Origin of the sequence: Brachybacterium saurashtrense (assembly GCF_003355475.1) — a bacterium.
Taxonomy (GTDB): Bacteria; Actinomycetota; Actinomycetes; order Actinomycetales; family Dermabacteraceae; genus Brachybacterium; species Brachybacterium saurashtrense.
This window is the reverse complement of sequence record NZ_CP031356.1, coordinates 1815438-1838706: the sequence shown is the minus strand read 5'-3', so window position 1 is coordinate 1838706 and position 23269 is coordinate 1815438. Positions and strand designations below refer to the sequence as shown.

Below are 23269 nucleotides of genomic sequence, written 5' to 3'. Positions count from 1 at the left end.
GATGCCGCGCATTCCCCTGACCTGGCTCGGCGAGCACGTCGAGCTGCCCTCGACCGCGAGCGCGCTCGAGGTTGCCACCGATCTCTCCCGCCTCGGGCTCGAGGAGGAGGCGATCTTCGGCGCGCAGGTGACCGGCCCGCTGGTCGTCGGCCGCGTGCTCGAGCTCGTGAAGGAGCCGCAGAAGAACGGCAAGACCATCAACTGGGTGCGCGTGGACGTCGGCCCCGAGCACAACGAGGATGCCGACGACCCGAAGGATCCGCAGCCCGGCGAGGAGCGCCCCAGCCGCGGCATCATCTGCGGCGCGCACAACTTCGTCGAGGGGGACCTCGTGGTCGTCTCCCTGCCCGGCACCGTGCTGCCCGGCGACTTCGCGATCGCCGCGCGGAAGACCTACGGCCACACCTCCGACGGCATGATCTGCTCCGGCGAGGAGCTGGGCCTGGGCCCGGACCCCGAGGGCGAGGACGGCATCATCGTGCTGGGCCGCGGCCACGCGACGGGCCTGGCCGCCGAGCCCGGCGATGACGCGATCGCGCTGCTGGGCCTGGCGGACGAGGTCGTCGAGATCAACGTGACCCCGGACCGCGGCTACTGCTTCTCCATGCGGGGCGTGGCACGCGAGTACTCCCACGCGACCGGCGCCGCCTACACCGATCCGGCCGCCACCGTCGAGACCACGGCGCAGGCCGGTGGCGAGGTCGGGGTGCGCCTCGAGGACGAGGCCGGCTGCCGCCGCTTCGTCGCCCTCGGCGTCACCGGTGTGGACCCCGCCGCGCAGACCCCGCGCTGGATGGCGCGCCGCCTCACGCTCGCCGGGATGCGCCCGATCTCGCTGATCGTCGACGTCACCAACTACGTGATGCTCGACCTCGGCCAGCCGCTGCACGCCTACGACGCCGCGAAGCTCGAAGGCCCCATCACCGTGCGCCGCGCCCGCACGGGCGAGACGCTCACCACCCTCGACGACGTCACCCGGACGCTCGATCCCGCGGATCTGCTCATCACCGACGCCGGCGGCGCGGGCGATCGCGTGCTCGGCCTCGCCGGCGTCATGGGCGGCGAGGACACGGAGGTCTCCGGGACCACGACCGACATCGTGCTCGAGGCCGCGACCTTCGACCCCGTCACCGTGGCCCGCACGGCGCGCCGTCACCGCCTGCCCTCCGAGGCGTCCAAGCGCTTCGAGCGCGGCGTGGACCCGCAGCTCCCGCTGATCGCCGCGCACCGCGCCGCCCAGCTGATCGTCGAGCACGGCGGCGGCCAGGTCTCCGCCCACGTCACCGACGAGGGCTCGGTCACCGCACCCGCGCCGGTCGTGATCGGGCTGCGTGATGCGGAGCGGGTCGTCGGCATCGCGTACACCGACGCGCAGGTCATCGACTCCCTCGAGGCGATCGGCTGCACCGTCGAGCGCGAGGGCGAGGACGCTCTGCGCGTCACCCCGCCGTCCTGGCGCCCCGACCTGACGATCCGCGAGGACCTCGTCGAGGAGATCGCGCGCCTGGTCGGCTACGCGGAGATCCCCTCCGAGCTGCCGACGGCGCCCGGCGGGCGCGGGCTCACCGTCGCCCAGCGCGCCCGCCGCGCGGCCCGACGGGCGCTGGCCGAGGCCGGGCTCACCGAGGTGAACTCCGCCCCGTTCGTCGCCCCGTCGATCCATGACGCGCTGCGCTACGAGACCGGCGACGCGCGCCGCGATGCCGTGCGCGTGCTGAACCCGCTCGCCGAGGACGAGCCGCTGCTGCGCACCGCGCTGCTGCAGAGCCTCCTGCCCGTCGCGAAGCGGAACCTGGGCCGCGGCGAGGAGTCCGTGGCGATCTTCCAGCGCGGCTCCGTGTTCCTGGCCTCCGAGGCAGCGATGGCGGCGCCCGTGCCCGCCCCGGCCGAGCGCCCCTCCGAGGCGGAGCTCGCGGAGATCGAGGCCGCGCTGCCCGCGCAGACCACCGCGCTCGCCGCCGTGCTCGGCGGCGCCTCCGGCCCCGACTCGTGGCAGGGTGATCCCGGCCCGTGGGGCTGGGCCGATGCCTTCGAGATGGCACGCCGTGCGGCCGCGGCCGTCGGCGCCGCGCTGGAGGTGCGCCAGATCGAGCGGGCGCCCTTCCACCCCGGCCGCGCCGGGGAGCTGCGCGTCCTCGCGGCCGACGGCGAGAGCATCGTGGTGGGTGCGGCCGGCGAGCTGCACCCCTCCGTGCTCAAGGAGTTCTCGCTCCCGGCGCGCACCGCCGCGTTCGAGCTCGACCTCGAGGCCGTGATCGCCGCGGCCCCGGCCGTGGTCCGCGCCGAGCCGGTGCCGACCTATCCGCCGGCGAAGGAGGACTTCGCCTTCGTGGTCGAGGACTCCGTGCCCGCGAGCGCGGTCGAGGCCGCGATCCTCGTGGGCGCCGGCGATCTCGCGGAGAGCGTCCACCTCTTCGACGTGTTCACCGGCGAGCAGATCGGCGAGGGGAAGAAGTCCCTGGCCTACGCCGTGAAGCTCCGCTCGCCCGAGGCCACCCTCACCGCCGAGCAGATCGGTGCGACCCGCACGGGCATCATCGCCGCGGTGGAGTCCGCCGTGGGCGGCGTGCTGCGGGCCTGAGCACCGGCTCCGCGCTCCGCTCCGGACAGGGCGGCGCGCGGAGTCCCGGTCGGCGGAGCGCGGAGTCCCGGGCCGGCGGGCCTCTCGCAGGAGGAGCCCGTCGCCCGCGGGGCCGGCCTCATCGTTCCCGCCCCGTCGTGTCGTGATGCCTTGCACTAATGCGCTTAAGTGTCTAGTGTCGTCGCGCCGGCGCATCGTGGCGCCGGTCGCCCGACGCACCGGGTGCCAGGCTCCAGGAGGACATGACATGACCACCGTCTCCCGCAGGACCCTTATCGCCGGCCTCGGCGGCATCGCCGCCGGTGGCGTCGCCGCGAGCGCGGTCGCCGGCCCCGCCGCCGCCGAACCCGCGCGACGCGGCGACCGCATCGCCTCGATCGCCTACATCGAGGTCAACGACACCTCGATCCTCAATGTCGGGGACTACCTCCTCGAGGACGGCTCCGCGGCCTACGACATCGCGATCATCTTCGCCGCGAACATCAACTACGACGGCGAGCGGGCCTACCTGCACTGCAACGAGAACGTGCAGCACGTGCTCGACAACGTGGACACCTACGTTCGCCCGCTGCAGGAGAAGGGCATCAAGGTGCTCCTCTCCGTGCTCGGCAACCACCAGGGCGCCGGGTTCGCGAACTTCCCCGACGCCGCCGCGGCGGACGCCTTCGCCCTCGAGGTCTCCACCCTCGTGCGCCGCTACGGCCTGGACGGTGTGGACCTCGACGACGAATGGGCGAAGTACGGCGAGAACGGCACGGCGCAGCCCAACGAGCACTCCTTCGTGCACCTCCTGCAGTCCCTGCGCAAGCGCCTGCCCAACCGGCTGCTCACTTTCTACGTGATCGGCCCCTCGGCCGAGCACCTCGAGCTCGACGGAGTGCGCGCGGGCGATCTGCTCGACTACGCGTGGAACCCCTACTACGGCAGCTTCCGCTACTACGACGTGCCCGGCCTGCCGCGCGAGCGGTACGGGGCGGCGGCCGTCGATCTCAGCGCCGCCTGGGCCACGCCGGAGATCGTGCGCTCCCTGGCCGAGCGCACCGTGGAGGAGGGGTGCGGCGCCTATGTGACGTACCAGCTCCAGGACGGTGACCAGACCGAGCTGGTCTCCGCCTTCACCGAGCCGCTCTACGGCAGCGCCGCGCAGCGGCGCTGAGAGCGCCGGCGCCGCGCGGGTCGAGGGGCGCTCGTCGGCGCCGGACCGGCGTCGCGGCCGGTCGGGAGCCGGTCATCACCACGATGCGACGGGCTCGTGTCCGCGGGATGGACGGTTTCCCCCTGCGGCTGGCTGTTCATGCATCGCACTGTATATACTTCCGGCATGACGTCCGCGAGCACTGCATCCCCGGCCCGCACCATGTCTGATCCTGCGTCGCGCCGCCCCCGCGTCGCGGTGGTCGGCGCCTCCGGCTACGCCGGCGGCGAGACGCTCCGCCTGCTCGCCGGGCATCCCGGGGTGGAGGTCGCGACCGTCACCGCGCACTCCAGCGCCGGCAGGCCTCTCAGCGAGGTCGCCCCGCACATCGACCTCGGCCACGACCCCGTGCTGCAGGAGACGAGCGTCGAGACCCTCCGCGGGCACGACGTGGTGGTGCTCGCGCTGCCCCACGGCCAGTCCGGCGCGATCGCCGCCGCCCTGCGCGCCGAGGATCCGAGCGTGCTCGTGCTCGACCTCGGCGCCGATCATCGGCTCGAGTCCGCGCAGGACTGGGAGGACTACTACCGCAGCGAGCACTCCGGCACCTGGACCTACGGCATGCCCGAGCTGCCGCTCGCCGACGGCACCCGGCAGCGGGACCTCCTGCGCGACGCCCACGAGATCGCCGTGCCCGGCTGCAACGCCACCGCCGTCTCCCTGGCCCTCGCGCCGGTGGTGCGCGCCGGCTTGGTGGACCCGGCCGCGCTGAACGCCGTGCTCCCCGTCGGCTACTCCGGCGCGGGGCGCGCCGCCAAGCAGCATCTGCTGTTCAGCGAGGCCGCCGGCAGCGCGTCCCCGTACGCCGTGGGCGGCACCCACCGCCACGTGCCCGAGGTGCTCCAGAACCTCCGCCGCGCCACCGGCACGGACGGCCAGCGCCTCACCTTCACCCCGGTGTTGGTGCCGATGAGCCGCGGCATCCTCGCCGTGTGCACCGCCCGCGTGGCGGAGGGCACCACCACCGGCGACCTGCTCGACGCCCTGCAGCGCGACTACGCCGAGGAGCACTTCGTCACCGTCCTGCCCGAGGGAGCGTTCCCCACCACCGGCGAGGTGACCGGGGCGAACACGCTGCGCATCGGTGCCGCCGTGGATCGACGCAGCGGCCAGGCCACCGTGATCTCCGCTCTCGACAACCTCGTCAAGGGCACCGCCGGGGCGGCGCTGCAGTCGCTGAACCTGGCGCTGGGTCTGCCGGAGACCACCGGGCTCACCCGCACCGCGCTCGCCCCCTGACGGTCCCGTCGGCCCGGCCGCCCGCACGGCGCCGACCGCGCCCCCGCCCCGTCGACGCCCCCGTCGGCGCCGCACCTCCCACCCGCTCTCACTCTCAGGAGCCCCCGTGTCGATCACCCGCCCCCGTGGCTTCCGCGCCGTCGGCCTCGCCGCCGGTCTCAAGGCCAGCGGCGCCCCGGACCTCGCCGTCGTCCTCAACGACGGCCCCCGCGACACCGCCGCCGCCGTGTTCACCGCCAACCGCGTCCAGGCCGCCCCCGTGCTCTGGTCGCGCCAGGCCGTGGCCGACGGCCGCGCCCGCGCCGTGATCCTCAACTCCGGCGGCGCCAACGCCTGCACCGGCCCCGAGGGCTTCGCCGACACCCACCGCACGGCCGAGCACCTCGCCGCGGAGCTCGCCGTGGACGCCCAGGACGTGCTGGTGTGCTCCACCGGACTGATCGGGGAGCGGCTGCCGATGGAGCCGCTGCTGGCCGGCGCCACCGCCGCCGTCGCCGGGCTCGACGCCGGAACGCAGGCCGACGAGTCCGCCGCCCGCGCGATCATGACCACCGACACGGTGCCCAAGACCGCCGAGGCCACCACCGCCTCCGGCGTGGTGGTGGGCGGGATCGCCAAGGGCGCCGGGATGCTCGCCCCGCAGCTCGCGACCATGCTGGTGGTGCTCACCACCGATGCCGACGTCGACGCCGCCACGGCGGAGGCCGCGCTGCGCGCCGCGACCGCCACCACCTTCGACCGGGTGGACTCCGACGCCTGCATGTCCACCAACGACACGGTGCTGCTGCTCGCCTCCGGCGCCTCCGGGATCGCGCCCTCGCTCGAGGAGCTCACCGAGGCGGTGCGCGTCGTCAGCGCGGACCTCGCCCGCCAGCTCGTCGCCGACGCCGAGGGCGCCAGCCACGACGTGCACGTGGTGGTCCGCGCCGCGAGCACGGAGCAGGCCGCGCTCGCCGTGGCCCGGGAGATCGCCCGCTCCAACCTGGTCAAGGCCGCCGTGTTCGGCAACGACCCCAACTGGGGCCGGATCGTCGCGGCCGCCGGCTGCGTGCCCGAGGCGATCGCCCCGTTCGACGTCGCTGAACTCTCCGTGCACGTCAACGGCGTGGAGGTGTGCCGCGGCGGCGGTGCCCACCGCGACCGCTCCGAGGTGGACATGACCCCGCGCGAGACCCTCATCGAGGTGGACCTCGGCGCCGGCACCGCCACCGGGGACATCTGGACCAACGACCTCACCCACGACTACGTCGAAGAGAACAGCGCCTACTCCTCATGAGCCCTGACCAGACCGCCCCGACCCCCGAGGGCGCCCCGCCGGCCGAGACCCCGCGCGTGGGCAAGAACCCGCTCGCGCAGCTCGACGCGGCCCGCACCGAGGCGCGCGAGAAGTCCGGTGTGCTCATCGAGGCGATGCCGTGGATGCAGCGCTTCCGCGGCAGGATCGTGGTGGTGAAGTACGGCGGCAACGCGATGGTCGACGACGAGCTGCGCCGCGGCTTCGCGGCCGACATCGTGTTCATGCGCCTGGCCGGCATCCATGTGGTCGTGGTGCACGGCGGCGGGCCGCAGATCAACGCGATGCTCGAGCGGGTGGGCAAGGAGTCCACCTTCCGCGGCGGGCTGCGCGTCACCGACGCCGAGACGATGGACATCGCCCGCATGGTCCTGGTGGGCCAGGTGGGTCGCGAGCTGGTGGGGCTGATCAACCAGCACGGGCCCTTCGCCATCGGGATGTCCGGGGAGGACGCGCGCCTGTTCACCGCCACCCGCCGCGGCACCGTGGTGGACGGCGAGGACGTGGACCTCGGGCACGTGGGCGCGGTCTCCTCGGTGAACATCGAGTCGATCAGCGACCTGCTCGAGGGAGGGCGGATCCCGGTGATCTCCTCGATCGCCCCCGAGGTGGACGCCGCCGGCACCCCCACCGGGGACGTGCTGAACATCAACGCGGATCTCGCCGCCGCCGCCCTCGCCGAGGGCCTGGACGCGGAGAAGCTGGTGATGCTCACCGACGTGGAGGGCCTGTACCGCGACTGGCCGGATCGCGCCTCGCTGATCCCCGAGATCTCCGCGAGCGAGCTGCGCGCCATGCTCCCGAGCCTCACCTCCGGGATGATCCCCAAGGCCGAGGCGCTGCTGGGCGCGGTGGACGCCGGGGTGCGCACCGCCGCGATGATCGACGGACGCATCGAGCACGCCGTGCTGCTGGAGGTGTTCACCACCAAGGGTGTGGGCACGATGGTGAGGAGGGACGACTATGTCTGAGCGGAACGCCACTGCGTCTGAGCACAACGCCACGACGCCCGCGACCGGTGCGGCGCACGCGGCCGACGGGGCCGACGACTACGCCGCCCGCTACGGCGAGGCGCTCCTGCCCGTGTTCGGCGCCCCGCAGAAGGTGCTCGCCCGCGGCGAGGGCGTGCACGTGTGGGACACCGAGGGGACCCAGTACCTCGACCTGCTCGCCGGGATCGCGGTCAACACCCTCGGGCACGCCCACCCGGCGCTGCTGGCCGCGCTGAGCAAGCAGGCCGAGACCCTCGGGCACGTCTCGAACTTCTTCGCCTCCGCCCCGCAGATCGAGCTGGCCGAGAAGCTCCTGGAGCTCTCCGGCGCCCCGGCCGGCTCCGGCGTGTTCTTCGCGAACTCCGGCACCGAGGCCAACGAGGCCGCGTTCAAGATCGCCCGTCGCACGGGCCGGCCCCGGATCCTCGCCCTGGCGAACTCCTTCCACGGCCGCACCATGGGCGCCCTCGCCCTCACCTCGAAGGAGGCCTACCGCGCTCCTTTCGAGCCGTTGCCCGGCGGGGTCGAGTTCCTCGAGGCGGGGGACGAGCAGGCGCTCGCCGACGCCCTCGCGCCCGGGGACGTCGCCGCCGTGTTCGCCGAGCCCATCCAGGGCGAGGCCGGGGTGCGCCCGCTGGCTCCCGAGTACCTCCGCGCGCTGCGCCGCCTCACCCGGGAGCACGGCACCCTGCTGATCCTCGACGAGGTCCAGACCGGGATCGGCCGCACCGGGCACTGGTTCGCGCACCAGGCGGTCGAGGGGGTGCAGCCGGACGTCATGACCCTCGCCAAGGGCCTCGGCGGCGGCTTCCCGATCGGTGCCGTGATCAGCATGGGACCGGCCGTGCACGACCTGCTGCAGCCCGGCCAGCACGGCACCACCTTCGGCGGCAACCCGCTGGCCGCCGCCGCGGGCCTGGCCGTGCTCGGCACCCTCGCGGAGGACGACCTCCTCGCCCATGTGCGCAGGGTGGGAGCGGGCTTCACCCGGGACGTGCTCGCCCTGGACCACCCGCTCGTCGAGGGGGTGCGCGGGGCCGGCCTGCTGCTCGGCGTCGCCCTGCGCGCCCCGCTGGCGAAGGAGGTCGCGGCCGAGGCGCTCGCGGCCGGGTTCATCGTCAACGCCCCCGACCCCTCGACCCTGCGCCTCGCCCCGCCCCTGATCATCACCGAGGCGGAGCTGGCGACCTTCACCGCCGCCCTGCCCGGCCTGCTGGAGGCGGTCTCCGCCCGCGCCGCGGCCGACGCCGACCCCGCCCTCGAAGGAGAGCACTGAGATGCCCCGTCACTTCCTGCGCGACGACGACCTGAGCCCCGCCGAGCAGAAGGAGGTGCTGGCCCTCGCCCTCGAGCTCGCCGACGACCGCTTCGCGAAGCGACCCCTGGAGGGCCCCCGCACCGTCGCGGTGCTGTTCGACAAGTCCTCCACCCGCACCCGCATCTCCTTCGCCACCGGCATCGCCGAGCTGGGCGGCAGCCCGCTGGTGATGGAGGCGGGCTCCAGCCAGCTGGGCCGCGGCGAGTCCATCGCGGACACCACCGAGGTGCTCACCCGCATGGTCTCGGCGATCGTGTGGCGCACCTTCGGGCAGGAGCGGATCGAGGAGATGGCCGCGCACGCCACGGTGCCCGTGGTCAACGCCCTCACCGACGAGTTCCACCCCTGCCAGATCCTCGCCGACCTGCAGACCATCGCCCAGCACACCGGGGGACTGGCCGCCGGCGAGGCGGCCCTGGCGGGACGGTCCCTCGCCTATCTCGGCGACGGCGCGAACAACATGGCCCACTCCTACCTGCTGGGCGGCGTGACCGCCGGCATGGACGTGCGGATCGCGGCCCCCGCCTCGCACCGCCCCGATCCGGCGGTGCTCGCCCGCGCCGAGGAGATCGCCGCGCGCACCGGCGGCGCCGTCACCCTCACCGAGGATCCCCGTGCCGCGGCGGCCGGCGCGAGCGCCGTCATCACCGACACCTGGGTGTCGATGGGGCAGGAGGGCGAGCAGGGCCGCGGCGAGGCGACCTTCGCCCCGTACCAGGTCACCGAGGAGCTGATGGCGCTGTCCGGGGGAGTGTTCCTGCACTGCCTGCCCGCCTACCGCGGCAAGGAGGTCACCGGCGCTGTCATCGACGGCCCCGACTCCGTGGTGTGGGACGAGGCGGAGAATCGCCTGCACGCCCAGAAGGCGCTGCTCACCTGGCTGCTGGAGCACCCCGACGAGCACACCGCCGCCCACGCCCGGCCGGCGGGGGAGCGACGATGAGCGATCCCCGTCGGGCGCTCGCCCAGACCAAGACCTCCCGCCAGCAGCGCATCGTCCAGCTGCTCACCCACCAGGAGGTGTCGTCCCAGTCGCAGCTCGCGCAGCTGCTCACCGCCGAGGGCATCGAGGTCACCCAGGCCACCCTCTCCCGGGACCTGGTGGAGCTGCAGGCGGAGAAGGTGCGCGGCTCCGCCGGGAGCCTCGTCTACCGCCTGCCGCCCGAGGGCGGGACCACGCGTCCCGCCGTCACCACCGAGGGCGAGCTGCTGGAGGCGCGCCTGCCGCGCCTGGCCGAGGGTCTGCTGGTCTCCGCGGAGGCCAGCGGCAACCTGGTGGTGGTGCGCACCCCGCCCGGGGGTGCGCAGTATCTCGCCTCCGCCCTGGACCGCTCCGTCATGCCGGACGTGCTCGGTACGATCGCCGGTGACGACACGGTGCTGCTGGTCTCCCGGGACCCCGCCGGCGGCGACCGCCTCGCCGAGCGCCTGCTCGACCTCGCCGAGGGACGTCGGGACACCGACGGCCCCGAGGCCTCCCCGCCGGCCCCCTGACCGGGCCGGCCCCACGACCCGTCGGGCCCACCGCCGCCCGATTCCCGACCACGAACCCCCTCAAGGAGCAACTCCCGTGACCGAAAAGATCGTCCTCGCCTACTCCGGCGGCCTCGACACCTCCGTCGCCATCGGCTGGATCCACGACGCCACCGGCGCCGACGTCATCGCCTGCGCGGTGGACGTGGGCCAGGGCGGCGAGGACCTCGAGGTGATCCGCCAGCGCGCCCTGGACTGCGGCGCCGTCGAGGCGTACGTCGCCGATGCCCGCGACGAGTTCGCGAACGAGTACTGCATGCCCGCCCTGCAGGCCAACGCGCTGTACATGGACGCCTACCCGAACGTCTCGGCGATCTCCCGCCCGGTGATCACCAAGCACCTGGTCAAGGCCGCCAAGAAGTTCGGAGCCACCACCGTCGCCCACGGCTGCACCGGCAAGGGCAACGACCAGGTGCGCTTCGAGGTCTCCATCACCTCGCTGGCGCCCGAGCTCAAGTGCATCGCCCCGGTGCGCGACCTCGCCCTCACCCGCGACAAGGCGATCCAGTACGCCGAGCGCAAGGGCCTGCCGATCGAGACCACCAAGCACAACCCCTTCTCCATCGACCAGAACGTGTGGGGCCGCGCGATCGAGACCGGCTTCCTCGAGGACATCTGGAACGAGCCCACCAAGGACGTCTTCAGCTACACCGACGATCCGGCCTTCCCGCCGGTCGCGGACGAGGTGGTGATCTCGTTCGAGCAGGGCGTCCCGGTCGCGATCGACGGCCGCCCGGTCACCCCGCTGCAGGCCATCCAGGAGCTGAACCGCCGCGCCGGCGCCCAGGGCATCGGCCGGATCGACATCGTCGAGGACCGCCTGGTGGGCATCAAGTCCCGCGAGGTGTACGAGGCGCCGGGCGCGATGACGCTGATCACCGCGCACCAGGAGCTCGAGCGGGTCACCCTCGAGCGCGAGCAGGCCCGCTTCAAGCGCACCGTGAGCGACCGCTGGACCGACCTGGTCTACGACGGCCAGTGGTTCTCCCCGCTCAAGCGCTCCCTGGACGCGTTCATCGCCGACACCCAGCGCTACGTCTCCGGCGACATCCGCATGACCCTCCACGGCGGCCGCGCCACCGTGACCGGTCGCCGCACCGAGACCGGCCTGTACGACTTCCACCTCGCCACCTACGACGAGGGCGACACCTTCGACCAGGGCAGCGCCCGCGGCTTCATCGACATCTACGGCCTGGCCGCGAAGCAGGCCGCCGCCCGCGACGTCGCCTTCGGCAACGGCGAGGACTTCGACGCCGCTTCCGAGGACCGGGCATGAGCACCGATCCCTCGACGCCCGACGCGGCCGCGGATCCGTCGGCCGCCGCGGACCCGTCGGCCGCGCAGGAGAAGGCCTCCCTGTGGGGCGGGCGCTTCGGCTCCGGCCCCGCCGCGGCCCTCGCGGCGCTGTCGGTGTCCACGCACTTCGACTGGCGACTCGCGCAGTACGACCTGCGCGGCTCCGCGGCCCACGCGAACGTGCTGCACGCCGCCGACCTGCTCACCGACGACGAGCTCGCCGGGATGCAGGACGCCCTGGACCGTCTCGCGGCCGACGTCGCCTCCGGCGCCTTCGTCGCCGCGCCCGACGACGAGGACGTGCACACCGCCCTCGAACGCGGCCTCATCGAACGGGCCGGCCCCGAGCTGGGCGGCAAGCTGCGCGCCGGCCGCTCCCGCAACGACCAGATCGCCACCCTGATCCGGCTGTTCCTGCGGGACCAGGCGCGGGTGCTCGGCGACCAGGTGCTGGACCTCGTGGACGTGCTCATCGCCCGGGCGCGCGAGGTGCACGGCGCCCCGATGCCGGGCCGCACCCATCTCCAGCACGCGCAGCCGCTGCTGCTCAGCCACCACCTGCTGGCCCACGCCTGGCCGCTGCTGCGGGACGTGGAGCGGCTGCGGGACCTGGACGCCCGGGCGGACGTCTCGCCCTACGGCTCCGGGGCGCTGGCCGGCTCCAGCCTGGGACTGGACCCGGAGGCGGTCGCGCACGAGCTCGGCTTCACCGAGTCGGTGTGGAACTCGATCGACGGCACCGCCTCGCGGGACCTCACCGCCGAGTTCTCCTTCGTGCTCGCGATGATCGGCATCGACCTCTCCCGGCTCGCCGAGGAGGTCATCCTGTGGAACACCAAGGAGTTCTCGTTCATCACCCTGGACGACTCCTTCTCCACCGGCTCCTCGATCATGCCGCAGAAGAAGAACCCGGACATCGCCGAGCTGGCCCGCGGCAAGGCAGGCCGCGTGGTGGGGGACCTGGTGGGCCTGCTCACCACGCTCAAGGCGCTGCCGCTGGCGTACAACCGGGACCTCCAGGAGGACAAGGAGCCGGTGTTCGACCAGGTGGACTCGCTGGAGCTGGTGCTGCCGGCGTTCACCGGCATGATGGCCACGCTCGTCTTCCACACCGACCGCATGGCCGAGCTCGCCCCCCAGGGCTTCTCGCTCGCCACCGACATCGCCGATCACCTGGTGCGCCGCGGTGTCCCCTTCCGCAGCGCGCACGAGATCTCCGGCGCCTGCGTGAAGCTCGCGGAGAGCCAGGACAAGGAGCTGTGGGACCTCACCGACGCGGAGCTGGAGGGCATCTCCGAGCACCTCGATGCCTCGGTGCGGGAGGTGCTCTCCGTGGAGGGCTCCATCGCCTCCCGCGATGCGAAGGGCGGGACCGCGCCGGTCCGCGTGGCGGAGCAGACCGACGCCGCCGCCGCGACCCTCACGGCGCTGCGCGGCTTCACGCGCGACCGCGCCGACTCCTGAGGCCGGTCGGCCGGCTCCACGGCAGGGAGGGAGCCGGCCGGTCGGTCCGGCGGTCGGGCTGGGACCCGTCGGCCTGGGACCCGTCGGCCGTCACCGCCCCGCGAGCGAAATCGCGTGGCACCGGGTCCCCTGCGTAGGGGAGAATGACCGCGGCCCCGACCGGGAGCCGTACGACCTTTCGAGAGGAACCGATTGATGCATTCCGTCCTGGACGAACTCGCCTGGCGAGGACTCGTCGTGCAGACCACCGGGCGCGAGGCGCTCGGCAGCGCTCTGGCGGACGGACCGATCAGCCTGTATTGCGGCTTCGACCCCACGGCGGCGTCGCTCCACGTGGGCCACCTGACGCAGGTGCTCACCATGCGTCGACTGCAGCTGGCCGGGCATCACCCGTACGCCCTGGTGGGCGGCGCGACGGGTCTGATCGGCGATCCGCGGATGTCCGGCGAGCGGGTGCTGAACGATGCGGACCTCGTGGGCACGTGGGTGGAGAGCCTGCGCGGCCAGATCTCCCGCTTCCTCGACCTCGAGGGCGAGTTCGGCGTGACCATGGTGAACAACCTCGACTGGATCGGGCGGATGAGCGCCCTGGAGTTCCTGCGCGACATGGGCAAGCACTTCCGCCTCGGCACGATGCTCGCGAAGGACACGGTGGCGCGACGCCTGCAGAGCGATGAGGGCATCAGCTACACCGAGTTCAGCTACCAGCTGCTCCAGGGGATCGACTACCTGGAGCTGTACCGGCGGCACGGCGTCACCCTCCAGTACGGCGGCAATGATCAGTGGGGGAACCTGCTGTCCGGTGTGGATCTGATCCACAAGGTCGAGGGGCAGGACGTCCACGCCCTCACCACGCCGCTGGTCACCAAGGCAGACGGCACGAAGTTCGGCAAGAGCGAGGGTGGGGCCGTGTGGCTGGACGCGGAGCTCACCAGCCCGTACGCCTTCCACCAGTTCTGGCTGAATGCGGCCGATGCGGACGTGGTCAACTACCTGCGGTACTTCACCTTCCGCGGCCAGGAGGAGATCGCCGAGCTCGAGAGCGCGACCGAGACGGCCTCCCACCAGCGCGCGGCGCAGAAGGCCCTCGCCGACGACCTCACCACCATGGTGCACGGCGAGCAGGCCACCGCCCAGGCCAAGGCCGCGGCCGGCGTGCTCTTCGGGAAGGGGGACGTGCGCGACCTGGACGAGGGCACCGTGCGGGCGCTCGCTCAGGAGCTCCCTCATGCGGGAGTGGGCGGGACGACTCCGCTGGTCGAGGCCTTCGTGGAGGTCGGGATCTCGGGGTCGAAGGGTGCCGCGCGCCGCGATGCGGCCGGCGGTGGACTCTCGCTCAACGGCGAGAAGATCGACGCCGAGGATCTGGAGCGGGAGATCGGGTCGTTCTCGACCCTCCCCGGTCGACATCTCCTGCTGCGCCGCGGGCGGAAGAACGCCGCGATGGTCTTCATCGCCGACTGACCGCCACCGCATCTCCTCACCGCGGAGCCCCGGGATCCGTCCGCACGGACGGCCCGGGGCTCCGTCGCGTTCGCACGGCGGTGCAGCGGGGCGCGAATACCTGCCGCGGCGGATAAGTGTCAAGCCGACGAGAAGACCCGGTGACCCCCCTCTCAGACGTGGGTCACATCCCCGTGAACGAGCGCTTTCCCGGCACCCCTAAAGCACCTCTGACCTGGAAAGACATGCGATCTGGCGGGTGAACGACGGCTGAACTCGCGGGTTTGACGGCGCCCCGGCGGGGCCGTAGTGTTCTTTCTTGTCAGCAGCGAGAACGCAGACACGGCGGGCCGGACAGCTCCTCAGGGAGACGGGCGGACCACCGGGTGCGGGGCAGCTGAAGATGTCGGACCGGAAAACCGGGCCGGCGCGGGTGACCAGGTCACCGGCTCGATCACCTCGTGATCGGACCGAGACCCGGAACACACGCCGCGGAGTTGGACTGAGCCGCGAGGAACTGCTAGAGTAGTGACTCGCGCCGGGACGACGAAGCACAACTCGTCGGCGGAGAGATCCCCCGGCACTCCGAGCCTCTGACTCGACCCGCTGGCGCGGGGAGATGACGATGTGCGCGTGTTGCTTGATATCTCAATAGCGTGTCTGTTTATCGATGCCATTATTTTGAATGGCAATTTTGAAACGGATGATACAGCAGAAATGCTGGTTGTTTGTTTCTGTTGTCAGGATACTGTTTTTCATGTTTTTTCATGGAGAGTTTGATCCTGGCTCAGGACGAACGCTGGCGGCGTGCTTAACACATGCAAGTCGAACGATGACGGTGGTGCTTGCACCGCCTGATTAGTGGCGAACGGGTGAGTAACACGTGAGTAACCTGCCCCTCACTTCGGGATAACCTCGGGAAATCGTGGCTAATACCGGATACGAACACTCATCGCATGGTGGGTGTTGGAAAGATTTATCGGTGGGGGATGGACTCGCGGCCTATCAGTTTGTTGGTGAGGTAATGGCTCACCAAGGCGATGACGGGTAGCCGGCCTGAGAGGGCGACCGGCCACACTGGGACTGAGACACGGCCCAGACTCCTACGGGAGGCAGCAGTGGGGAATATTGCACAATGGGCGAAAGCCTGATGCAGCGACGCCGCGTGAGGGATGACGGCCTTCGGGTTGTAAACCTCTTTCAGTAGGGAAGAAGCGAGAGTGACGGTACCTGCAGAAGAAGCGCCGGCTAACTACGTGCCAGCAGCCGCGGTAATACGTAGGGCGCAAGCGTTGTCCGGAATTATTGGGCGTAAAGAGCTTGTAGGTGGCTTGTCGCGTCTGCCGTGAAAACCCGAGGCTCAACCTCGGGCGTGCGGTGGGTACGGGCAGGCTAGAGTGTGGTAGGGGAGACTGGAACTCCTGGTGTAGCGGTGAAATGCGCAGATATCAGGAAGAACACCGATGGCGAAGGCAGGTCTCTGGGCCATTACTGACACTGAGAAGCGAAAGCATGGGTAGCGAACAGGATTAGATACCCTGGTAGTCCATGCCGTAAACGTTGGGCACTAGGTGTGGGGGACATTCCACGTTTTCCGCGCCGTAGCTAACGCATTAAGTGCCCCGCCTGGGGAGTACGGCCGCAAGGCTAAAACTCAAAGGAATTGACGGGGGCCCGCACAAGCGGCGGAGCATGCTGATTAATTCGATGCAACGCGAAGAACCTTACCAAGGCTTGACATGCACTGGACGGCTGCAGAGATGTGGCTTTCTTCGGACTGGTGCACAGGTGGTGCATGGTTGTCGTCAGCTCGTGTCGTGAGATGTTGGGTTAAGTCCCGCAACGAGCGCAACCCTTGTTCTATGTTGCCAGCACGTGATGGTGGGGACTCATAGGAGACTGCCGGGGTCAACTCGGAGGAAGGTGGGGACGACGTCAAATCATCATGCCCCTTATGTCTTGGGCTTCAAGCATGCTACAATGGTCGGTACAATGGGTTGCGAAACTGTGAGGTGGAGCGAATCCCAAAAAGCCGGCCTCAGTTCGGATTGGGGTCTGCAACTCGACCCCATGAAGTCGGAGTCGCTAGTAATCGCAGATCAGCAACGCTGCGGTGAATACGTTCCCGGGCCTTGTACACACCGCCCGTCAAGTCACGAAAGTCGGTAACACCCGAAGCCAGTGGCCCATCCTCGTGAGGGAGCTGTCGAAGGTGGGATCGGTGATTGGGACTAAGTCGTAACAAGGTAGCCGTACCGGAAGGTGCGGCTGGATCACCTCCTTTCTAAGGAGCATCACCAATATTGGTGGCCGTCTGCCTGCCCGAGTGTGGTGGGGGCGGTTGCTCAAGGGTGGAACATCGATGGATGGGCACTTCGCCGGCACTGCCGGGTTCTAGTACGGCTCCTCTTGTGGGGGTGGGGAACGGACCTGTGGTGGTGTGGGTTCGAGGTGGAGGCACGCTATTGGGTTGTGAGGCTGCACGCGGCCCCTTTTCTGGTTTCTTCGGGAACGGGTGGGGGTGTGTGGCTGGTCTCCCCTGTCATGGGCGCCTGTGTGGGTGTGTGTGGTGGGTGTGGGGTTGTTTTTTGAGAACTGTATAGTGGACGCGAGCATCTTGTAAGCAATTTTTATAGCGCAAAGTGTCTTTGTGTTGCCGTAAGTTTTAAAGGGCGCACGGTGGATGCCTTGGCACAAGGAGCCGACGAAGGACGTGTGAGTCTGCGTTAAGCCTCGGGGAGTTGACAACAGAGCTGTGATCCGAGGATGTCCGAATGGGGAAACCCACCACGAGTCATGTCGTGGTACCTGCCGCTGAATGTATAGGCGGTGTGGAGGGAACGCGGGGAAGTGAAACATCTCAGTACCCGCAGGAAGAGAAAACAATAGTGATTCCGTGAGTAGTGGCGAGCGAAAGCGGAGGAGGCTAAACCTGGTCTGTGTGATACCCGGCAGGGGTTGCAGGTCAGGGGTTGTGGGACGTGTTGGATGGGTCTGCCGGCTCATCAGCGTGTACGTGTAGTGGTAGTCGAAGTCGTGGTGAGTGCGACGGCGTAGAGGGTGTGACCCCCGTAGACGAAACTGCTGCATGGCGTGACGCTGTTCCCGAGTAGCACCGGGCCCGTGAAATCCGGTGTGAATCTGCCAGGACCACCTGGTAAGCCTGAATACTACCTTGTGACCGATAGCGGACAAGTACCGTGAGGGAAAGGTGAAAAGCACCCCGGGAGGGGAGTGAAATAGTACCTGAAACCGTGCGCTTACAATCCGTCGGAGCCTTGAGGGGTGACGGCGTGCCTTTTGAAGAATGAGCCTGCGAGTTAGTGGTCGGTGGCGAGGTTAACCCGTGTGGGGTAGCCGTAGCGAAAGCGAGTCTGAACGGGGCGTTCAGTCGCCGGCTCTAGACCCGAAGCGAAGTGATCTATCCATGGGCAGTGTGAAGCGCGGGTAAGACCGCGTGGAGGCGCGAACCCACTTCAGTTGAAAATGGAGGGGATGACCTGTGGATAGGGGTGAAAGGCCAATCAAACTTCGTGATAGCTGGTTCTCCCCGAAATGCATTTAGGTGCAGCGTTGCGTGTTTCGTGCCGGAGGTAGAGCACTGGATAGGCGATGGGCCCCACCGGGTTACTGACCTTAGCCAAACTCCGAATGCCGGTACGTGAGAGCGCAGCAGTGAGACTGTGGGGGATAAGCTTCATGGTCGAGAGGGAAACAGCCCAGAACATCAGCTAAGGCCCCTAAGCGTGTGCTAAGTGGAAAAGGATGTGGAGTTGCTGAGACAACCAGGAGGTTGGCTTAGAAGCAGCCACCCTTGAAAGAGTGCGTAATAGCTCACTGGTCAAGTGATTCTGCGCCGACAATTTAGCGGGGCTCAAGCACACCGCCGAAGCTGTGTCACTCAGTCCTTGGGGCTGGGTGGGTAGGGGAGCGTCGTGCAGCCGGCGAAGCCGCGGGGGAACCCAGTGGTGGAGGCTGCACGAGTGAGAATGCAGGCATGAGTAGCGAAAGACGGGTGAGAAACCCGTCCGCCGATTGATCAAGGGTTCCAGGGCCAGGTTAATCCGCCCTGGGTTAGTCGGGACCTAAGGCGAGGCCGACAGGCGTAGTCGATGGACAACGGGTTGATATTCCCGTACCGATCGTAGGAGGACCCATACCGAGGCAGTCGATGCTAACCACCCGAGCTGTCTCCCTGCCCTTCGGGGCAGGGGTGATGGTGAGGCTGGGAACCAAGGTTGTAGTAGGTCAGCGTGTGGGATGACGCAGTGAGGCAGCTTCCGCGGAGTTAATGGAATACTCCGTCCAAGCGTGCAGCCCGATCCCGGGTAATGCTGGGGTCGTGTGGGTGAGACGTGATGGGGAGGACCCTTCGGGGAACAAGGAGAGTGATCCTGTACTGCCTAGAAAAGTCCCGGCGTGACGAATACGGTCGCCCGTACCCTAAACCGACTCAGGTGATCAGGTAGAGAATACCGAGGCGTTCGAGAGAATCGTGGTTAAGGAACTCGGCAAAATGCCCCCGTAACTTCGGGAGAAGGGGGGCCCGATCCGTGAGAGCGGGGAGGGCCGCAGAGACCAGGGAGAAGCGACTGTTTACTAAAAACACAGGTCCGTGCGAAGTCGTAAGACGCTGTATACGGACTGACGCCTGCCCGGTGCTGGAAGGTTAAGAGGACCGGTTAGACGCTTTCGGGTGTCGACGCTGAGAATTTAAGCCCCAGTAAACGGCGGTGGTAACTATAACCATCCTAAGGTAGCGAAATTCCTTGTCGGGTAAGTTCCGACCTGCACGAATGGCGTAACGACTTCTCCACTGTCTCAACCGCGAACTCGGCGAAATTGCATTACGAGTAAAGATGCTCGTTACGCGCAGCAGGACGGAAAGACCCCGGGACCTTTACTATAGTTTGATATTGGTGTTCGGGACGGCTTGTGTAGGATAGGTGGGAGACTGGGAAGCATTCACGCCAGTGAGTGTGGAGTCATTGTTGAAATACCACTCTGGTCGTTCTGGATTCCTAACCTCGGTCCGTGATCCGGATCAGGGACAGTGTCTGATGGGTAGTTTAACTGGGGCGGTTGCCTCCTAAAGAGTAACGGAGGCGCTCAAAGGTTCCCTCAGCCTGGTTGGCAATCAGGTGTTGAGTGTAAGTGCACAAGGGAGCTTGACTGCGAGACAGACATGTCGGGCAGGTGCGAAAGCAGGAACTAGTGATCCGGCACCTCATTGTGGAATGGGTGTCGCTCAACGGATAAAAGGTACCCCGGGGATAACAGGCTGATCTTGCCCAAGAGCTCATATCGACGGCATGGTTTGGCACCTCGATGTCGGCTCGTCGCATCCTGGGGCTGGAGTTGGTCCCAAGGGTTAGGCTGTTCGCCTATTAAAGCGGTACGCGAGCTGGGTTTAGAACGTCGTGAGACAGTTCGGTCCCTATCCGCTGCGCGCGTTGGATATTTGAGAAGTCCTGTCCCTAGTACGAGAGGACCGGGATGGACTGACCTCTGGTGTGCCAGTTGTTCTGCCAAGGGCATGGCTGGTTGGCTACGTCGGGAAGGGATAACCGCTGAAAGCATCTAAGCGGGAAGCCTGCTTCGAGATGAGATATCCTTGCACCCTTGAGGTGTGTGAGGCCCCCAGTAGATGACTGGGTTGATAGGCCAGATGTGGAAGCACAGTAATGTGTGGAGCTGACTGGTACTAATGGCTGATGACTTACAACAACATGGTGTTTTGTGTTGATTGTTTGCTGTGTGTGTTCGCGTCCACTGTGCGGTTCTCGAGGAGCAACCCCGCTGCGTACTGGCGTGTGCTGGTGTGTGGGGGCTGGTTGAGTCTCGTCGTGTCACGGCGGTCATAGCGTCGAGGAAACGCCCGGTTCCATTCCGAACCCGGAAGCTAAGCTCGATAGCGCCGATGGTACTGCACTCGGGAGGGTGTGGGAGAGTAGGTCGCCGCCGGACATCTTTCACTGGGAGTGGAGGAGTTGCTGAACCCCGATATGTGTCGGGTGTTCGCCTCCTCCACTCCCTTCTTTCATGCCCGGACGCTGCTGGCCCCGATCCCGCGTGCGGCGCAGTGTGCGCGGTCGACGACTCGGCGCAGGGCTCCGACGGTGCTCGGGCGGGACGGTGCCGCCTGCCGTCCGAAGTTGCTCGGGCGCGTGCAGGCCCTCTCGTCGGCAGGACCGTGCCCGAGGAACGTCTGCCCGCTCACTGCGGGACACTCGTCAGCGGCCCCCGGCCCCCGCCCCCGGTAGACTCAGCAGTCGGATCGATCCTCCGCCGCCGTGCGGCAGCGACGATCCCGGAGAGTCCACGACCTCTCCGCGCACGCAGTCCGTACCGCGGCGCCGCTCCGCCCGCGTCCCGCTAGTTCCAGGAGAGTCATGCCGTCCACGCTGCCGGGTGTTCCCGACATCGACGAGAGCCTTGCGACGAGCATCGTCGAGCGACTGGCGGAGATCGAGAGCCGACTCCGGGACTCCGTGGCCACCTCCGACGACATGGTCCGGTGGACCGGCCGCCATCTCATGGACGCCGGTGGCAAGCGTGTGCGCCCCATGCTGGTCCTCCTCGCCGCCTCGCTCGGTGACGTCGAGGCGGACGGTGTGGTCGAGGCGGCGGTGCTCGTGGAGCTCACGCACCTGGCGAGCCTCTATCACGACGACGTCATGGACTCGGCCCCCACTCGTCGCGGCACGGACAGTGCGCACGCGCTCTGGGGCAACAACGTCGCCATCCTCACCGGGGACTTCCTCTTCGCGCGAGCGAGCGCGCTCAGCGCACGGATCGGCGTCGATGCGGTGCGTCAGCACTCCGAGACGTTCGAGCGGCTGTGCCTGGGACAGCTTCACGAGACCGTCGGTCCCACCGTGGAGGACGATCCGTTCGAGCACTACATCTCCGTGCTGTCGGACAAGACCGCCTCCCTGCTCGCCCTCGCCGGCGATCTCGGCGCCTCCCTCTCCGGCGCCCCGGAGGGCACGGCCTCGGTGATGCGCCGCTACGGCGAGAAGATCGGCGTGGCCTTCCAGCTCGCCGACGACGTCCTCGACCTCGAGAGCGATGCGCACACCAGCGGGAAGACCCCGGGCATCGATCTCCGCGAGGGCGTTCCCACGATGCCCACGCTCCTGGTGCGTCGGCGCGCGCAGGAGCAGCAGGACGCGCGGAGCCTGGAGATCGTGCGCCGGCTGGACGGTGACCTCGGCGAGGATGCGTCTCTCGCGGAGCTGGTCGCGCTGCTGCGCGCCGATCCCGCCCTCGAGGAGACGCGCGAGCTCGCTCTGCGCACCTCGGACGAGGCCGTCGAGATCCTCTCCGAGCTTCCCGAGGGACCGGTCCGCGAAGCCCTGATCGCGTTCACCACCACCCTGGTGCAGCGCAGCCGGTGAAGCCGCTCGCCCGGCGGTCCTCGGCGGCACCCCGCTCGAAAGGCGGAGGTGGCCCGATGTGATCCCGTCGGAGTGCTCGTGGTATCAGCGGGCACCATTGCGTACCCTGTACTTCGTCGTGCGCGCGAGCAGGGGGCCGCGGTGCGGCCGCGCGTCGGTCGCCGGGCGCCGCCATGGTCGGCGGTGCACGACCACAGTCGCAATCAGGGGGAGCGCGCTCGCACGTGCCGCGTCCCGGGGTGAGGAACGGGGGAGAGGGATGAACGCCGCACCGCCGCATCGTGCGCGCATCGGGGACGTCTCGGCGACTCCTCCCACGATTCCGGCTCCCACGGCGTCGGCGGCCGGTCGCTGTCGGCCGCGAGGCGGCGCGGGCCCCCGCGCCGTGCCCTCCTGCTCCCTGCACGTCCTCCACACCCACGAAAGCTGAGCCTCCCGATGACGATGACTCCCGAACAGGCGCACTGGTTCGCCGAAACCTTCGACAAGCTGGTGCAGAGCGTCGGTCAGGCACTCCTGGGGAAGAACGAGGTGGTGCGTCTGGTCCTCACCGCGATGATGGCGCCGGGACACGTGCTCCTCGAGGACGCCCCGGGCACGGGCAAGACCTCGCTGGCCCGCGCGATCGCCGCTACCGTCCAGGGCAGCAGCGCCCGCATCCAGTTCACCCCCGACCTCCTTCCCTCCGACGTCACGGGCGTGACCATCTACGACCAGAACACCAAGTCCTTCGAGTTCCACAAGGGACCGGTGTTCGCGAACGTCGTGCTGGCCGACGAGATCAACCGTGCTTCGCCGAAGACGCAGTCGGCGATGCTCGAGGTGATGGAGGAGGGCCGCGTGACGGTGGACGGTGTCACCCACGAGGTGAGCAGCCCGTTCATGGTCATCGCCACGCAGAACCCGATCGAGCAGGCGGGCACCTATCGCCTGCCGGAGGCGCAGCTGGACCGGTTCCTCATGAAGACCTCGATCGGCTATCCGGATCACGCCTCGAGCGTCCAGATCCTCCAGGGCTCCGCACTGCGTGACCGCAGCTCCCAGCTCACGCCGCGAATCTCGCTCCAGGCCGTCAACGACATGACCCAGCTGGCCTCCACCGTGCACGTGGATCCGGCCGTGCTGGAGTACGTCTCCCGTCTCATGGAGGAGACGCGTCTCGCCCCGGAGGTGCGGGTGGGCGTCTCCATCCGTGGCGCCCTGGCGCTCATGCGCACGGTCAAGGTGTGGGCGGCGGTCAACGGCCGTCACTATGTAATCCCCGACGACGTCAAGCATCTCGTCGAGCCGGTGTGGCTGCACCGCTTCGTTCTCGACCCGGAAGCGGAGTTCGCCGGCACCACCGCCCAGAGCGTGATGTCGAAGATCCTCAGCGAGGTGGCGCCGCCCCAGGCGCGGCAGCAGTCGGCATGAGCGGGTCCGGACCGCGCACACAGCCCCCGCCGTCCCGTCGCCGCGAGGTGCGAGGGCGCAGGGGTCGACGACGCGCCGCCGAGGGCGTACCGGCGCCCTCG

Annotated in this window: 13 protein-coding genes and 3 rRNA genes; all 16 read left to right on the top strand. The window is 68.8% G+C overall.

Features of this window, described 5'->3' with window-relative positions; genetic code table 11:
- Position 1 precedes the first annotated feature (1 nt).
- Positions 2-2581, top strand: a complete 2580-nt coding sequence (gene pheT, locus DWV08_RS08310; protein WP_115413360.1) for a phenylalanine--tRNA ligase subunit beta — start codon at positions 2-4, stop codon at positions 2579-2581.
- A 247-nt stretch (positions 2582-2828) separates the two neighbouring features.
- Positions 2829-3737 (top strand): endo-beta-N-acetylglucosaminidase H, encoded by a 909-nt coding sequence (locus DWV08_RS08305; protein WP_115413359.1) that lies wholly within the window; start codon positions 2829-2831, stop codon positions 3735-3737.
- Between the two features lie 165 nt (positions 3738-3902).
- Positions 3903-5015 carry an N-acetyl-gamma-glutamyl-phosphate reductase gene (gene argC, locus DWV08_RS08300; protein WP_164740359.1) on the top strand — a complete coding sequence of 371 codons (1113 nt, stop codon included), beginning with the start codon at positions 3903-3905 and terminating at the stop codon, positions 5013-5015.
- 106 nt (positions 5016-5121) lie between these two features.
- Positions 5122-6291 (top strand): bifunctional glutamate N-acetyltransferase/amino-acid acetyltransferase ArgJ, encoded by a 1170-nt coding sequence (argJ, locus tag DWV08_RS08295; protein ID WP_115413357.1) that lies wholly within the window; start codon positions 5122-5124, stop codon positions 6289-6291.
- Complete coding sequence (gene argB / locus DWV08_RS08290) at positions 6288-7280, top strand: acetylglutamate kinase (protein ID WP_241237188.1); 993 nt, start codon at positions 6288-6290, stop codon at positions 7278-7280. Before argJ ends, argB begins: the two co-directional genes overlap by 4 nt.
- Entirely contained in the window at positions 7273-8577 is a 1305-nt protein-coding gene (locus DWV08_RS08285; protein WP_115413356.1) for an acetylornithine transaminase, read from the top strand. The genes argB and DWV08_RS08285 overlap by 8 nt, the downstream gene beginning before the upstream one ends.
- A 1-nt stretch (position 8578) precedes the next feature.
- Positions 8579-9562, top strand: coding sequence for an ornithine carbamoyltransferase (gene argF / locus DWV08_RS08280; protein WP_115413355.1), 984 nt, complete (start codon positions 8579-8581; stop codon positions 9560-9562).
- The gene (locus tag DWV08_RS08275; protein ID WP_115413354.1) at positions 9559-10113 is read left to right on the top strand and encodes an arginine repressor; all 555 of its coding nucleotides are present in this window, start codon (positions 9559-9561) and stop codon (positions 10111-10113) included. The genes argF and DWV08_RS08275 overlap by 4 nt, the downstream gene beginning before the upstream one ends.
- A gap of 76 nt (positions 10114-10189) precedes the next feature.
- Complete coding sequence (locus DWV08_RS08270) at positions 10190-11428, top strand: argininosuccinate synthase (RefSeq protein WP_115413353.1); 1239 nt, start codon at positions 10190-10192, stop codon at positions 11426-11428.
- Positions 11425-12912 carry an argininosuccinate lyase gene (argH, locus tag DWV08_RS08265; RefSeq protein ID WP_115413352.1) on the top strand — a complete coding sequence of 496 codons (1488 nt, stop codon included), beginning with the start codon at positions 11425-11427 and terminating at the stop codon, positions 12910-12912. The genes DWV08_RS08270 and argH overlap by 4 nt, the downstream gene beginning before the upstream one ends.
- A gap of 195 nt (positions 12913-13107) precedes the next feature.
- Positions 13108-14376, top strand: coding sequence for a tyrosine--tRNA ligase (gene tyrS, locus DWV08_RS08260; protein WP_115413351.1), 1269 nt, complete (start codon positions 13108-13110; stop codon positions 14374-14376).
- 743 nt (positions 14377-15119) lie between these two features.
- A 16S ribosomal RNA gene (locus DWV08_RS08255) occupies positions 15120-16639 on the top strand.
- Positions 16640-17011: 372 nt separating this feature from the next.
- A 23S ribosomal RNA gene (locus DWV08_RS08250) occupies positions 17012-20082 on the top strand.
- A gap of 123 nt (positions 20083-20205) precedes the next feature.
- A 5S ribosomal RNA gene (gene rrf / locus DWV08_RS08245) occupies positions 20206-20322 on the top strand.
- Together the 16S, 23S and 5S rRNA genes form the textbook arrangement of a ribosomal RNA operon.
- A 425-nt stretch (positions 20323-20747) precedes the next feature.
- Positions 20748-21755 (top strand): polyprenyl synthetase family protein, encoded by a 1008-nt coding sequence (locus DWV08_RS08240; protein WP_115413350.1) that lies wholly within the window; start codon positions 20748-20750, stop codon positions 21753-21755.
- A gap of 438 nt (positions 21756-22193) precedes the next feature.
- Positions 22194-23168 carry an AAA family ATPase gene (locus tag DWV08_RS08235; protein ID WP_162801531.1) on the top strand — a complete coding sequence of 325 codons (975 nt, stop codon included), beginning with the start codon at positions 22194-22196 and terminating at the stop codon, positions 23166-23168.
- Positions 23169-23269 lie beyond the last annotated feature (101 nt).

Bases quoted from the DNA above. Each gene is read 5' to 3' on its own strand.
- pheT (WP_115413360.1), top strand. From the start codon at position 2: ATGCCGCGCATTCCCCTGACCTGGCTCGGCGAGCACGTCGAGCTGCCC.
- DWV08_RS08305 (WP_115413359.1), top strand. From the start codon at position 2,829: ATGACCACCGTCTCCCGCAGGACCCTTATCGCCGGCCTCGGCGGCATC.
- argC (WP_164740359.1), top strand. From the start codon at position 3,903: ATGACGTCCGCGAGCACTGCATCCCCGGCCCGCACCATGTCTGATCCT.
- argB (WP_241237188.1), top strand. From the start codon at position 6,288: ATGAGCCCTGACCAGACCGCCCCGACCCCCGAGGGCGCCCCGCCGGCC.
- DWV08_RS08285 (WP_115413356.1), top strand. From the start codon at position 7,273: ATGTCTGAGCGGAACGCCACTGCGTCTGAGCACAACGCCACGACGCCC.
- argF (WP_115413355.1), top strand. From the start codon at position 8,579: ATGCCCCGTCACTTCCTGCGCGACGACGACCTGAGCCCCGCCGAGCAG.
- DWV08_RS08275 (WP_115413354.1), top strand. From the start codon at position 9,559: ATGAGCGATCCCCGTCGGGCGCTCGCCCAGACCAAGACCTCCCGCCAG.
- argH (WP_115413352.1), top strand. From the start codon at position 11,425: ATGAGCACCGATCCCTCGACGCCCGACGCGGCCGCGGATCCGTCGGCC.
- tyrS (WP_115413351.1), top strand. From the start codon at position 13,108: ATGCATTCCGTCCTGGACGAACTCGCCTGGCGAGGACTCGTCGTGCAG.
- DWV08_RS08240 (WP_115413350.1), top strand. From the start codon at position 20,748: ATGCCGTCCACGCTGCCGGGTGTTCCCGACATCGACGAGAGCCTTGCG.
- DWV08_RS08235 (WP_162801531.1), top strand. From the start codon at position 22,194: ATGACGATGACTCCCGAACAGGCGCACTGGTTCGCCGAAACCTTCGAC.